At 40.4% G+C, this 14,417-nt stretch carries 15 protein-coding genes; 1 reads left to right on the plus strand and 14 read right to left on the minus strand.

Features of this window, described 5'->3' with window-relative positions:
• Positions 1–13: 13 nt before the first annotated feature.
• The 10 genes from ACLIJJ_RS00620 to ACLIJJ_RS00665 form a co-directional block, all read right to left on the minus strand.
• Positions 14–1,003: an alpha-ketoacid dehydrogenase subunit beta gene (locus ACLIJJ_RS00620; RefSeq protein WP_233313749.1), complete on the minus strand. Its 990-nt coding sequence runs from the start codon at positions 1,001–1,003 to the stop codon at positions 14–16.
• A 17-nt stretch (positions 1,004–1,020) separates the two neighbouring features.
• The gene (locus ACLIJJ_RS00625; RefSeq protein WP_233313748.1) at positions 1,021–2,007 is read right to left on the minus strand and encodes a thiamine pyrophosphate-dependent dehydrogenase E1 component subunit alpha; all 987 of its coding nucleotides are present in this window, start codon (positions 2,005–2,007) and stop codon (positions 1,021–1,023) included.
• Between the two features lie 191 nt (positions 2,008–2,198).
• Positions 2,199–2,555 (minus strand): PTS glucitol/sorbitol transporter subunit IIA, encoded by a 357-nt coding sequence (locus ACLIJJ_RS00630; RefSeq protein WP_233313747.1) that lies wholly within the window; start codon positions 2,553–2,555, stop codon positions 2,199–2,201.
• Positions 2,556–2,581: 26 nt separating this feature from the next.
• A complete protein-coding gene (locus ACLIJJ_RS00635; RefSeq protein ID WP_411410432.1) occupies positions 2,582–3,859 on the minus strand; it encodes an NAD(P)H-dependent oxidoreductase in 1,278 nt (425 codons plus the stop codon).
• Positions 3,860–4,068: 209 nt separating this feature from the next.
• Positions 4,069–4,986: a sugar-binding transcriptional regulator gene (locus ACLIJJ_RS00640; protein ID WP_411410433.1), complete on the minus strand. Its 918-nt coding sequence runs from the start codon at positions 4,984–4,986 to the stop codon at positions 4,069–4,071.
• A 44-nt stretch (positions 4,987–5,030) separates the two neighbouring features.
• Positions 5,031–6,050 carry a PTS glucitol/sorbitol transporter subunit IIB gene (gene srlE, locus ACLIJJ_RS00645; protein ID WP_233313744.1) on the minus strand — a complete coding sequence of 340 codons (1,020 nt, stop codon included), beginning with the start codon at positions 6,048–6,050 and terminating at the stop codon, positions 5,031–5,033.
• Between the two features lie 18 nt (positions 6,051–6,068).
• Positions 6,069–6,599: a PTS glucitol/sorbitol transporter subunit IIC gene (gene srlA / locus ACLIJJ_RS00650; RefSeq protein WP_233313743.1), complete on the minus strand. Its 531-nt coding sequence runs from the start codon at positions 6,597–6,599 to the stop codon at positions 6,069–6,071.
• A gap of 16 nt (positions 6,600–6,615) precedes the next feature.
• A complete protein-coding gene (locus tag ACLIJJ_RS00655) occupies positions 6,616–7,041 on the minus strand; it encodes a transcriptional regulator GutM (RefSeq protein WP_233313742.1) in 426 nt (141 codons plus the stop codon).
• Between the two features lie 295 nt (positions 7,042–7,336).
• Positions 7,337–8,545: an MFS transporter gene (locus ACLIJJ_RS00660; RefSeq protein WP_233313741.1), complete on the minus strand. Its 1,209-nt coding sequence runs from the start codon at positions 8,543–8,545 to the stop codon at positions 7,337–7,339.
• Positions 8,538–8,975: a MarR family winged helix-turn-helix transcriptional regulator gene (locus ACLIJJ_RS00665; RefSeq protein WP_233313740.1), complete on the minus strand. Its 438-nt coding sequence runs from the start codon at positions 8,973–8,975 to the stop codon at positions 8,538–8,540. Before ACLIJJ_RS00665 ends, ACLIJJ_RS00660 begins: the two co-directional genes overlap by 8 nt.
• A gap of 187 nt (positions 8,976–9,162) precedes the next feature.
• On the opposite strand from ACLIJJ_RS00665, the gene ACLIJJ_RS00670 reads away from it, so the two are divergent.
• Positions 9,163–9,600, plus strand: coding sequence for a VanZ family protein (locus ACLIJJ_RS00670; RefSeq protein ID WP_233313739.1), 438 nt, complete (start codon positions 9,163–9,165; stop codon positions 9,598–9,600).
• A 289-nt stretch (positions 9,601–9,889) separates the two neighbouring features.
• Here ACLIJJ_RS00670 and ACLIJJ_RS00675 read toward each other — a convergent pair whose 3' ends face one another.
• The 4 genes from ACLIJJ_RS00675 to ACLIJJ_RS00690 form a co-directional block, all read right to left on the minus strand.
• Entirely contained in the window at positions 9,890–11,041 is a 1,152-nt protein-coding gene (locus tag ACLIJJ_RS00675; RefSeq protein WP_341077028.1) for an iron-containing alcohol dehydrogenase, read from the minus strand.
• Positions 11,042–11,105: 64 nt separating this feature from the next.
• Positions 11,106–11,942: a rhamnulose-1-phosphate aldolase gene (gene rhaD / locus ACLIJJ_RS00680; RefSeq protein WP_233313737.1), complete on the minus strand. Its 837-nt coding sequence runs from the start codon at positions 11,940–11,942 to the stop codon at positions 11,106–11,108.
• Between the two features lie 192 nt (positions 11,943–12,134).
• Entirely contained in the window at positions 12,135–12,896 is a 762-nt protein-coding gene (locus ACLIJJ_RS00685; RefSeq protein ID WP_237941486.1) for a DeoR/GlpR family DNA-binding transcription regulator, read from the minus strand.
• A 165-nt stretch (positions 12,897–13,061) separates the two neighbouring features.
• Positions 13,062–14,384: an MFS transporter gene (locus ACLIJJ_RS00690; protein ID WP_233313735.1), complete on the minus strand. Its 1,323-nt coding sequence runs from the start codon at positions 14,382–14,384 to the stop codon at positions 13,062–13,064.
• Between the last annotated feature and the right edge of the window lie 33 nt (positions 14,385–14,417).

A 14,417-nucleotide genomic window follows, 5' to 3' on the forward strand; every position in this document is an offset into this window, starting at 1 on the left:
TCCTTACCTGTTCTTACCTGTTCTTTACTGTTTCTTTCACTGCCTCAACAATATCGGGAACTTGGGGAATGGCGGCTTTTTCTAATTTCGGGTTGTATGGAATCGGGACTTCCTTTCCTCCTAACCGTTTAATTGGGGCATCTAAATAGTCAAATGCTTCGCTCTCTGCAATAACACTGACAATTTCTCCACCAAAACCGCCTCGCTTTACTGCTTCATGAACTACAATTAATCGTCCAGTCTTTTTGACAGATTGTATAATCGTGTCTGTATCTAGTGGAACAAGCGTACGTGGATCAATGACTTCCACACTAATGCCGTCTTTTTCCAGTTCTGCCGCTGCCTCGAGTGCTTTATGAACCATGATAGCGGTTGCAACAATTGTCACATCTGTGCCGCTCCGTTTAATATCTGCCTTACCTAACTCGATTTTGTATGATTCTTCTGGCACGTCTCCTGTTGTTTTATACAAAAGCTTATGCTCGTAAAAAATAACGGGGTTATCATCATCCATTGCCGCTTTTAGCAATCCTTTAACATCATAAGCTGTCGCAGGCTGGACTACCTTTAAGCCGGGGATGTGGGCCATCCATGCTTCTAAGCTTTGTGAATGTTGAGCAGCTGCTCCTGTTCCTGAACCAGCAGGTGTGCGCAGCACCATTGGCACCTTGCCTTTACCTCCAAACATATAGCGTGTTTTCGCCGCTTGATTCACCATTTGGTCCATAGCTATTGTAATAAAATCAGAGAATTGAAGCTCCAATATTGGACGCATTCCTGTTAAAGCTGCACCAATGGCAGCACCTGCAATCGCTGCCTCTGAGATTGGCGTATTACGAACGCGCTCCGGTCCAAACTCCTCAATCATACCCCGAGTAACGCCAAAGGCTCCTCCGTATACACCGATGTCTTCACCGAGGATAAACACATCCTCGTTCTCTCGCATTTCTAAACTCATTGCTTCCCTGACTGCCTCTAAATAGGTTATTTGTCTAGTAGCCATTTTTTAGCTCCTCTCTTTTAGGCATATACATCTTCTAGTAATCTATCAAGGGATGGTTCTGGACTGTTTTCAGCGAATGTTACAGCCTTTTCAATCTCTTCATAGGCTTCTTCCTGAAGCTGTTTAGCTGTTTCTTCTGTTAAGACACCACTATTGATTAACGTGTCTTTAAAGCGTTTAATTCCGTCCTTTTCGCGCCATTCCTTCTCTTCTTCCCGAGTCCGGTATTTTTTTGCATCGCTTTTAGAGTGGCCTTTCCAGCGGTATGTTTTCATTTCAATTAAGGATGGTCCTTTAGAATTGCGTGCATGCTCAACCGCTTCGTGAACGGAATTCATTATCTCAATCATGTCAAGACCGTCCACTACTTTGCCAGGTATGCCGTAACTGCCGGCTCTGTCGGCAATATTTTCAATCCTTGTCATATCTTTGACTGGGCCGGACATCCCATACTGATTATTTTCGCAAATAAAAACTACCGGCAAATCCCAAATCGCTGCTAAGTTCAGCGATTCATGGAAGCTGCCTTCATTTGATGCACCATCTCCAAAGAAGCAAAGCACCACATAATTCTCATTTTTTATTTTGGAGGTAAGAGCTGCTCCGACTGCTAACGGAAGCCCGCCGCCGACAATCCCATTGGCGCCCAGATTGCCTTTTTCTAAATCTGCAATATGCATCGATCCGCCTTTTCCTTTACAGTAGCCTGTTTCTCTGCCAAAGAGCTCTGCCATCATCTTGTTCACATCGCCTTCTTTCGAAATACAGTGGCCGTGCCCGCGATGGGTGCTGATAATCTTATCTTTTCTGCTAATCACTGCAATGGATCCAGCAGCAGATGGCTCTTGGCCAACACATAAATGTGTTGTTCCATGGATCATTCCTTTCGCAAAAAACTGGTCAACTTTTTCATCGAAATACCGAATTAGCCAGAGTTCTTTATACAGCTCTTTTAATTTCTGTTCTGTAATCATTTCAGGAAGCTTTAATGTTTTAATCTTCATTACTGTTCCTCCCTTTACATTTGTTCAATACTGTTACATTTGTAAAAATCATATAATGTATTCCTCTTCTAGTCAAGGGAAAAGCGTGTATTTTCTGATATTTTTTACTAATCAAAAATCAATTTAAAAGAGGATAAAAAAAGGGAAAAAGAGCTCAAGTTTATATACTTGATTCTCCCTTTCCCGCTTGTTTATTTTACTGAAATTACTGTTCCTTCATTAATAGAATTTGGGAAGGAATATGGTGCAGCAAACACAGCTCCAGGCAACACTTCATCTACTGGTTCTTGAAAATAGATAGATATATGCCCTAATTCCTTGAAATTCTTATTTGCATGATCTCCTAACGCTGTAATAGTAAAAGTCTCGTCTCCAAATGCAATCGTGCCGCCATGCTTTAATGGCTCACTATCCAACAGCTCAAATTCATGAATAACTGCCATTTCTCGAAGTTCCTTCGGTGCCTGTGGCCCGAATAATATTAAGATTTTATCTTCTTTAAATGCGGAAACTAATACACCTATTTCTTTTACGACTGATGTTGTCATCCTTAATCCTCCTATTGGTTCATTACTTATAGTGTCACAAGCGGCCGTTGTTCTAAATTAGATGGAAAAAGCTGATCTTGTAATGCTCTTAATTTCCAAACCGTTGTATTTGTATCTAACTCTATATCATCAAAAGTCAGGAACGTTCCTGTTTTTATATCCCGTTTTGCTATTACTTTTCCACTAATTAAACCAATTGGAATATGACCATTTTTCTTCATATCAGAATGCGTTTCCAGAACACCGCGAACACTGTATCCACCAATGCCGTCTAATGTTTCTCCAGCTTTTATATCTCTTTTAGCGACCGTTACTGTTTCAGATATAGGCGCCCCGAGTGGGTGAATGGAAGAGTCATGCTCTAATACTGCTTTTGCAATAGTGATCGGCGTTTCTAAACTAGCCAAATGATAAGGGCGGTAAAATACATAATGAGGGCCATTGCCAACTTTTAAGTAGCGCAGCTCTTCATCAACTGGTTCAAGCTCACTTTTGACAATGACAAAAACCCCTGGTGCTAATCCGTTTACATACTCTACAACCCCAAAGCTGTTTAATACCCCGCCATTTTCCTTTAAGTCCAATTTATCAGCAACATCCTGCACTGTTGCTGATACACCGTGCATGCCGACCTTATCTGGAATTAACCCAATCGCATTACTTAACAGGTTCATTTCTGCCATTGTTTTTGTCCCATCTTGAAAGGCCGCTAGCATATGGGCACTCATGTTTTTACTTTTTGCTTCAGCAGCTGCTGTATCAGGGTTTGATAACGGGTTAAATGGATTGTTTTTCCCTTTGCCGGCAACAAGCACTTCCAATCCCATCGTTTTGGCAAATTCATATAATTCTAGTGTAGCAGCAGGCTCATCACCGGCTGAGCCTGTATAAATTAGTCCGGCATTGCTGAACATTTGATACATGATGGAGCCAATTGTTATATCCACTTCTACATTGAGCAGAACGATATGTTTTTTAGACCTTAACGCTTCTAATGAAACATTTGCGCCTACTTCTGGAACACCAGTGGCATCTACGATTACTTCCACATTGTTTGACTGAATGACTTTGCGATAATCGTTTGTAACTACGATAGAATCCTTGCGGGCAGATTGAGAGGAATAGAAGTCAGCAGCTCTTTGTGCTGCCTGAACATTTACATCACATATACCTGTTACGATCATACCGGGAATTTTGGAGATTTGCGCAATCATTCCAAAACCCATCTGGCCTGCACCGATAACTCCGACTTTAATGGGTGCATTTTCACGTTCTCTTTGTAAAAGCTTTGTGTAAATTGACATTAATAATTCCTCCCTCGTATTTGTAATGCGCTTACAATTTAATATTTTAGAAATACAAATGTTATATAGTCTAACAATATAGTGAACTTTATTACATTTGTTCCAACCCTTATCATTTGTTCCGCATTTTTAGTTTAAGGTGTTAAATAATACCTGTCAATGGTAATTTTCGAATAAATCAGAGTTCATATGCACGACTTCAACTCTTGCTAGCCTTCTACAAGGGCAGTTCCAGTTGCTTCATCTGTAATCAGCACATGAATTAAACTACCCTCCAAGGCAGCTTTTATGGCTTGAACCTTTTCCAGACCGGAAGCTACACCAATAACGAGCGGTATTGCTTTTAATTTTTCCAGTTCCATTGCTATCACTCTGTCATTCCAAGCATTTTGAACAGGCTTGCCAAACTTATTAATAAAGTTATAACAAATATCGCCGACAATTTCTGAGTCATTCGTGATTTGCAGATGATCAGAGCCCATGTACGATTTTACCATCGTCGAATCCTCTGGCCGGCCGCCTATACCTACAATGGCAATATGTGATTGTTCTGCTAAATGAAAAATAGACCGGATAGAAGGCTGGCGTATTAATACTTCTCTCGCTTCCTTTGTGTCTAGCATTACTGGAACATGCAGTAACTCATACTTCGATTGAAGGGCATTGCCGACCTTTGAGACAATACTGTTCGAATGAATGTCTACTCGCTCGTTCCCCATCCCTCCGACTAATGGAACAACGGTTGCTGTTGGATAGTGCTGCACAGAACTGATAGCCTTTGCCACTTCATTTAATGTCGTGCCAGAGGACATGCCAATAATCTGGCCATCTCTGATAACACGATGTAAATACTCACTGGCCGCTTCGCCTAATTGCTTTTTTGACGTCTCCTTGCCAACACTCTCTATGCATACTACTTCCCTTAATGCATAAAGACGCTCTATTTTCCGTTCAATATTTCTAAATTGATGAATATGGTCATCATGAATGATAATTTCGACAATACCATCTTCCCTCGCTTTCGTTAACAGCTTAGAAACGAGGGACCTGCTGATTCCAATTCTGTCGGCAATTTCCGATTGGGTGGCACCTTCCTCATAATACATTTGGGCAATTTTAACGAGCATCCTTCTATCCTGTTTAAACACATCGACCCTATCCTTCCACGTATTTAATACATGCCAAAACTAGCAAAATAAGCAATGACTACAGCAACAACACCTGTGATCAAACGACTGTAAAGAATCGCAGGTACTCCGTAGCGAACTGTTTCTGGCTTAGCTTCGCCAAGAGACAAACCAACAGGAATAAAATCACAGCCAACTTGCCCATTAATGGCAAATAGGGCAGGAAGAGCATATTGGGGCGGAATATTGCCTAACGCTATTTGCGAACCGATTAATACGCCAATAACTTGGGCGATTACGGCGCCAGGTCCTAACACTGGAGATAAGAAGGGCAATGTACAGACAACCGCTATGACAAGCAGCCCCCAAAGGGAACCAGCAAGAGGAGTAAGTGCCTGTGCAATCCAATCGCCCACACCTGTATAATTAATAATTCCCATGAGCATACTTACAAACGCCATAAAAGGCAGAATATTCTTTAGCAAAATATCCATTGTGTCCCGGCCAGCTTGATAAAATGTGCCTGTGACATTACCAATTCCTTTTGAGAAACGCAGCAAGATATTTTCTTTTTGTTTTGCTGCAATGTTTTGTTTTAATTGTTTATAGTTCTCCTGGAATTTGTCTTTATCTTTAGTATCAAATTTAGGACGCTCTGCTGCTTCTTCGGCACTTGCAGATTGATTATAGCTTTCTGAAATCGCCACATCTTTCGTTGTTACACCTGATACAAAAATATCATCGGTAATATATTTGGACAGCGGACCTGATGGAGAGGAAGGAAGAACATCGACTGTCAAAATTCGTTTCATTGGGTAAACGCCAATCCGTGCAGTTCCGCCACAGTCAATAACAACACAGGCCATTTCTTCTTCTGGATAGGAGCCTTTAAAGCCATCTACTGCCTCAGCACCAGTTAACTCTGCTATTTTTGCGGCAACTGGATGAATCCCTCCGCCTGTAATCGAAACAATTTTGTTCTTTTTAGAATCTGGTTCCACATACAGACCAACACCCCAGCCGCCTGAGCCTTTGGATACGAAAACACCGCGATAAGCTGTCATTTACAATCTCCCCCTTTTCTACGCTATATCAGCGCCATCCTTTTTCGCTAAATATTTTGTGATTATTTCAGTTACGATTCCACGAATCAAAATAATAACGACACCAACGATAAAGTAACGGACAGCTAAGTCTGCTATCGGCAGCCCTAATTCTTGGATGCCGTTAGCAATTCCTAAATAGACAAAGAGCTCTCCTGCATTTGCATAAGGAAATAAACCTGTGACTGGATGAACGAATGATACGGCTGAATCGTAGAAGGCGGGCTTTTGCTTTTCTGGTAAAAAACGGCCAAAAGTATATGCCATTGGGTTTGTTAACATAAGAAGTGATAGAATTGGCATGAGTGTATAGCGAAGGATTGTGTATTTAGCAGCAAACTGAATGATTCGTGTAACTCTTTCTTCTCCAACAAATTTCATCATTGCATACGTGAATGTTAATAGAACGACGAGAGTAGGAACAATGCCTGTTACCAGCCCCATAAAGGTTTCCCCGCCTGCCTGAAACATCCCAATAAAATGCTCTCCTAACCATTTGATCCATTCCATTGTTTGACCCCCTTATTTATACTCCTAATGACACCTTTTTCTTAGCGATTGTTAATAATGCATTTTCACTTGCCTGTAACAATGCCTTTCTTGAGGAAGGAAGTTTATTTTTGCCCTTATTAGGAATCTCATCATGGATGTAGCTGACAATTTCCCCAACATGCTTGCCTTTATAGATTTCCATCGCCTTAAATTTAGTTAAGACTGACATCCCTTTTAACAAGTGACATTCATGAATGATATAGTTACTATCAACAATTAAGACAGCAATTGCTCCGTGCTTAAGCTTTCCGCGTGTCATTCCTGAGAACATAAAAAAACCATCCTGACCTTTGTAACCGCTGACAATTTTATCGATATTCTTTTTGTATTGCTTAATCTGAAACAGCGATAAAAGATATTGCACAATAAGTATCAAACAAAGTATAAAAGCTAACTGCATATAAGCCCCCTTCTCCTCCCCTTATTTGCTTGTTATTGAGCCTCCTCACCCTAAATAATAGCGCTTTCATTTTTAAGTTAAAAAAACTGTAACATCTGTCACAGATAAACACTTTAAGGTTCTTCATGTCACATTTGTTACAGCACTTAACATTTGTTATACCCTTAGGATAATAAAAAGTTCACACATTTGTCAATAATCAAAAAAATATTTTTTAATTTTTCTGCAAATGGTTAAAAGCTCTTTGTTTCCATAAAAAATCCTGAGCAAATTAATTTGCTCAGGCATTCAAGATTTATCCAGCTTTCGATACATTGCTCATTAACTTAGCCTGTTTTGCCGCTTTTCCATGTAGGAAATAATAAACGACAAGTGCTAATAAGATATAGAAAGTACTGTAGAAATATAGCGAACCGAAGCCAATCATGTCTCCGACAAAACCTACTATAAAGGACCCGATTCCGATGCCGCTGTCGAATAATGACAGGAAAGTTGCTGTTGCTAAGCCGCGCTTTTCTGGAGCAGCTTTTTGAATGGCGATTGTTTGGAAGCTTGGAAAGAGCGTTCCATAACCTAAGCCAATTAACGCTGCTGCAAACAAGAAGAAAAAGGCTGTGTTTACATTGCTCAATGTCAGCATTCCTATAGCAAATAGCAGAATGCATGGATAAACAATCACATTTGCACCATAACGGTCAAACCAGCGTCCTGCAAATGGTCTGCCGATCAGCATGATTATAGCATATACGACAAAGAAGTAGCCTGACACACTCTGCAAGCCTTTGCCGTCTGCATATACAGACACAAAGGACAAAATAGATGAATAAACGATTCCAAACAGTGCAGCAACAATGCTGATCGGAATAGCAGACGGTTCGAGAATGCCGCCGAATTTAGATGGAGTCTTTTCTGCCGGTGCTTCGCTTGCGGGAACTGTATTTTTCGGCAGTTTAATAAATAAACCTGTTAGGATTGCAAAAACCGCAAATATTACAGCCAGCAAAAATAGTGTATCTGCTCCCCATGAATTAATGGCCATCAAACCAAGGAACGGCCCTGCAACCATCGCAAGGTTCATCGACATTGAATAATAGCCCATTCCTTCGCCTCTTCTGGAGTTGGGAATAATATCTGCAACAATCGTTCCTGTTGCAGTAGTTGCCATCCCGAATCCGATGCCATGAAAGGCACGGACAATCAGTAGGCTTCCGACAGATTCAGGCAAGAAATAGAATAGCGCCACAAGAAAGAAGATCGCCAATGACAGTACAAGCAGTGTCTTCTTCCCGTATTTTTGCATCAGCTTGCCTGCGAACGGTCTGATGACAATGGCTGTCAGCAAGAACATTGTCGTGATCAGACCTGCGCTTGATTGTTTCCCATGCAGTTCATTGATGGCATAAACGGGCAGAGACACCATTAAAAAATAAAATGTTAAAAATAAAAAAAAGTTGCTAACCCAAATATTAATAAAACTTTTCGTCCAAAGTGTTTCCTTACTCAAATTCCTTCCCCCTAGTTGATAAATCCTGATTCCAATCTGAAATCAATGTCAGTAATTGCTGTTGAGATGCGGGAGTTAATGGCTGAATCAGCTCCTCGTTCATTTGCAGGACTGCTTTTTCCCATTCTGGGTACTTCTCCAACGCTTTTTCGGTAAGCTCAATCCTTTTTGTGCGTTTGTCGATTCCCTTTACTTGTCTCACATAATCATTTGCTACTAATTTTTGCACCGTTCTTGTAATCGGCGGTGCCTCAATTGCTAAATAATCGGAAATTTCCTTCTGTGTCATAGAACCCTTTGTTTTAAGCAAAAAGAGAACAGTCCACTGTGAACTGTAAATATCGAACGGCTGAAGTGCATCATTCAATGATTTTGTCATTTGTCTGGCAAGCTGGTTTATCGAGTGAAATAATTCATGAACATCATTCATAGCAGCAGGTGCTCCTAACTTATAAGGTTAAATTAAAATTAGTTACCTAAGTAACTATATCAAGAAGAAAACAATTCATCAATAGGTTAAATGCATTTTTTTAGCTAATTTCTGTACAAATCTTTCATTTTTCTTATATAATGTTCGGAAACTGCTGTGAATTTTTTCATTATAAGGAGCAAGAGTAATGGAATGTAGACGAAAGATTTTCAGAGGAATGTGCTTCTGTTTATTTGCTGTATATATAGTAATTTTATTTTATTTATTGTTTTTTTCAGGGTACAGACAAGCAGTCAAAGGAACTGTTGCTTATAATTTCATTCCATTTAGAAGTATTCTTGCAGACATAGGCGGATTGTCTTCCTTTAATCTGGGGTTATGGACGAATAATTTATTCGGAAACATCCTCGCTTTTATGCCGTTCGGGTTCTTTATTCCCCTTCTTTTTGCTAATGTCCGCAAGCTTTCCTCGGTTATAGGCTGCGCTTTTGCCTTGTCTGTTTCTGTCGAACTGCTTCAGCTTGTAACAAGGATAGGTGCTTGTGATGTGGATGATGTTATCCTTAATACACTTGGGGGATTTTGCGGATATTGGCTGTGGAAAGTAATGAAACGTGCTTTTTAATCAGCAAATGAGGATGCTACAAAACAAAATATAACCTATCTAAACAGGAATATTTGAAAAAATAAAGCTTGGGATTATAAATAGTAGATAACTTTATCATTCGTTCAGTTCATTGCGCCTTCCGCGGGGAGGAAGCTAAAGCCTCCTCGTCTTCGCCTGCGGTGTCTCATCCACCTCTATTTCCCACAGGAGTCGAGTGCCCTCCGCCCCACAAAAAAACCAAACTATTTATTAGTTTGGTTTTTTTGTATACTTACATACTTTTGTACCAGCCTCTTTTTATATTACTTTATAAAATCTCCTTATACATGGCGATTACTTCTTCTTTTGTAGGCTGAAATGGATTCCCTGGGGCACAAGCATCCACAAGCGCAAACTGAGCAAGCTTTTCTAAGTCTGCTTCAAATACGCCTAATTCTGACAGAGTTGCAGGAATACCCACACTAACGCTTAATTGTTCAATTGCATTTATCACTTCCTCTGCACATTGCAAAGCTGATTTGCCTTCTGTTTGAATTCCAATAGCCTTAGCAATTGCCGGAAACTTACTTGGGTCTCGTTTAGCATTTTCCCTCTCAACGATTGGCAGAAGCATCGCATTACACACACCATGAGGCAAATCGTAAACGCCGCCTAACTGGTGGGCCATTGCATGGACAAAACCAAGTCCTGCATTATTAAATGCTACACCAGCAAGGAACATGGCGAATACCATCTGCTCTCTTGCTTTGAGATCCTCCCCATTTTTGACTGCTTTTGGCAAATATTCAAAGATAATTTCAACTGCAGCCAAAGCTTGAGCATCTGTAATCCTGTATGCTCCTTTTGACACAATCGCTTCAATCGCATGTGTTAAAGCATCCATCCCTGTAGCAGCTGTCAATGCTTCAGGTTTTGCCGTCATCAGCTCAGGATCATTAATGGAAATTGCTGCAAGACTGTTTTTATCAACCATCACCATCTTCACTTGCCGTTCTTCATCTGTAATAACATAGTTAATCGTATACTCGCTTGAAGTGCCGGCAGTTGTGTTAACTGCTGCAATCGGGACAGATTTATGCGCTGTTTTTCCTACACCTTCGTATGTTCTTAAATCTCCGCCGTTAGCTGCCATAAGGCCAATAGCCTTTGCTGCATCCTGCGGTGAACCTCCACCGACAGAAACGATACAATCACATTGATTTTCTTGAAATACTTGCAAGCCATTCATTACATTAGCAATTGTCGGATTAGGCTTTACTTCGTCGTAAATAATATAATCGATAGCATTGTTTTTCAGTATATTTATCACTTTTTCTGCAATACCATTGTTTACTAATACTTTATCAGTTACAAGCAGTGCTTTCGTAAACTTCAGCTGATGTAAATATTCGCCTGCTTCATTTAGGCAGCCTCTTCCGATTAAGTTCGTACTTGGTATATATAAAACATGTGAAGACATGATGTTTATCCTCCTTTATATGTTCAATATTTCACAAATAAAACGAAAAAGATTCGGTAATCTATTAAGCAATAATAATGCCAGGACGGGGGGTAACATGAAATGCTTTTGCTAAGTCAGCTAATTCTCTGTCTGTTATGGTTTGTTTTATGCGCGCTGGGTCTCCGATTGCTGTGTAAATTTGCGCTGCTTTTTCAGCAGTTTCAATTAGACCGAATGTCTCATCAATTGTTGTACCTGCACCGAATATACCATGATGGGGCCATATGACGAGGCGATGCTCCTTCATCTTTTGTGCTGTTTGCAGTCCGATTTCTGCCGTACCAGGAATCATCCATGGCACAATGCCAATTCCGTCCGGAAATACAACGATGCATTCTGTGCACATTTGCCAGAGGGTTTTCGTAAACATTGCTTCATCCAGTTCATGAGTAAAAGTCATGGCAATAATATTTGTCGCATGATTATGCATGATAACACGATGTTCGCTGTCCACCTTTAGTCTTTCTGTGTGACTTTTGAAATGGGCAGGAAGCTCACTTGTCGGAAGTGTTCCATCCTCCAATCCCCACAACAGATCAATGCTTTGCCCGCTCTCTCCTACCTTAATAATTCCAAACGTGTTGCAAGGGTCTTCCTTCGCATTTTTAAAGTATTTGCCTGAGCCAGTTACGATAAAAAATTTGCCTTCGAGTTCTTCTACAGACGTCGGAATCGGTATTGTGCGTACCACCTTACTCGCATCTAAGTATTCTTTCACCTCTTCTTCCTTCAGCAAATAACTGATATTGCCGCCATTTCGTTCATCCCATCCAAGCCTCCACATATTAAAAGCAGCATTATACATTTCCTTCAGGAAGGGGGCGTCTTCTAGGTTTTTCTTCTGAACCTTTGTTGGCATTCTCATGCACTCCTTTGTTTTCTCTTAATCTGCTATTTTTGCTTTTTTCGTATGTTCTCTTTTTACATCTTTATCAAAAAGGATAACAAATATAAGTCAACATAAACAAAAACAAACAAAAGAAAAAATAATGCATTTATGAACATTTTATGTCTGTTTTCCCTTATAAAAAAAGAAACCCATGATTGGGTTTCAAATCTTTACAATAGAATAAGGAATTGTTTTTTCCTGCAGCTCCTTCTGATAGTCAGCAGGGATGTTCACATCGGAAATGACATGATGAACATTTTTCAAATCACAAATATGAGCGAAGGTTTTTACTCCGAATTTAGAAGAATCGGCAAGCAAGATAACTTGGGAAGAAATATCGATCATCTTCTTCTTTAATATAGCCTGCCACTCATTGGAGTCACTTAAGCCTGACAAATGCACACCCTTGCATGATAGAAACAGCTTGTTGACATAATAGCTGTCTAAAGATCGTTCTGACAGGGGTCCAACATAGGACAGCGAGTTGGCAAGGAGCATTCCGCCTGTGGAAATAACTTTAATTTGTTCCTTTTTGCTAAGCTCTAGGGCTACCTTAATAGAATTCGTGATAACCGTCAAAGGCATATCAGGCAATTCCTGAGCCATATACCATGCTGTTGTGCTTCCGTCCAATAAGATTTGCTCACTTGGCTCAATCAGCTTCACAGCTTCGGCAGCAATCGCCTTTTTTTCAGCAGAATTGGTAATTTCCCGCACAATAAACGGAATATCGGTTGCTTCTTTTTCAATGCTGACAGCTCCGCCGTGGCTTCTGCTTAACAGCTGCTCTTGTTCTAACTTTTCTAAGTCTCTTCTGATTGTTTCTTCTGTAACAGAAAAGATTTCACTCAGCTCTGATACGCGAATGCTTAATCTTTCGTTTACTAATTCAACAATTTTTCTGCGCCTTTCTGCAACAAGCAACTAATATCTCCCTTTCTTTACAGTCCCTAATTTTTGTTTATTTGGTTTTACGTTTGATTTTGTATTTTTACTATACCATAATTAGCTACTATTTTATATAATACAAGCTACAAAAAAAGGGGCATCAGTATCATAACCTTTGCCCCCATTCGTATTAGCTAAACTTTATACCGTTTTATGAACAGATTTATGCTCAAGCACATCACCGTAACGCTCTTTTTCAATTTGCTGCAATGTTTTTCCTCTTGTGTCAGGTGCAAGAATTATACCGATAATCATATGAATCGCAAGGAAGGCAATCATTACTATACCTGCAACAGTAAACCCTAACGTATCCATCAATAGCGGCAGGATAAACGACCAGACTGCAATACCAGTTCGTACGATAAAATACATAAGTCCTTGTGCACTCGCACGATATTTTGTCGGGAAAAGCTCACTTGTCCATAGAGCATAAAACGCTTGTGCACCAATTCCAGCTGCAGCTCCCCACAGAATAACAAAGGCAATCAGTGTCGGCCATGTCATTGGCATGAATGTCAGGATAATCCAAGCAACAAGTCCCATGCCTGCTCCAATTCCAAACAATGTTTTCCGGCTGACCTTATCTCCAAGCTTCATAAACAGGAAGTATGTTGTCAGCACGGTGAACAGCCACAAAAATGCTTGCAGCATATTAGCCTGCCCTGTGCTTAACCCGCCGACATTTTCATAAATATACGGCATGAAATACCCCATTGCGCCTGCTGTTAAATTCCAGAATAAATAAATTCCGATTAACAAAACCAATGCCTGACGATTAGCTTTTAGTGTAAATAATTCCTTCAATACATTCGTTTTTGCTTTGCCTTGTAATGCTTCTGCTTTTTCTTTCGCTTGTTGTTCTTCCCAAATTTTCGATTCATCCAAGCCTCGTCTTATATACCATGTCACAAACGCGATAACCAGCAAGTGTAGAAAAATAATTCTTGAACCAGCAAGCCCTAGTGGAGCCAAAATAACTGCAAACACAAAGGTTAACGTTGGACCAATTGACCATGCCAACTGGGCGGTTCCGACATGGGCTGCCCGTTTATGCTGCGGAGATTCTTCTGCGATATACGTCCATGAAACAGGAACACCGGCACCAACTGCCAACCCTGTAATAATCGTTCCGATTAGCAGCATCGGGAAATTGACAGAGGCTGCAATCAATGCAACACCAATCATATAGACGAGCAAATCATAGCTAAAAATAAATTTCCGTCCAAATTTATCTGTTAATGGCCCACCAATCAATGCACCTATCGCCGCACCGAAAGCGTTTGCACTCAATGCACTTAACAACCCTACACCCATGCTGTCAATATTCAAGTATGCTTGCCACATTGTTAAACTGCTTGCAGCGGCGATAATAGAGCCTGCTTCAATATAGTTTGCCATTGCTACAGCAATCGTTGCTTTCCAGCCTGTTACGTTTTTTGCCGCAAATTTTTTGTCTTTCGCCATGTTCTCTCTCTCCTTTAGTCATCATGCACACCT

It is taken from the genome of Niallia laureatilytica (assembly GCF_046613985.1).
Lineage (GTDB): Bacteria > Bacillota > Bacilli > Bacillales > Cytobacillaceae > Niallia.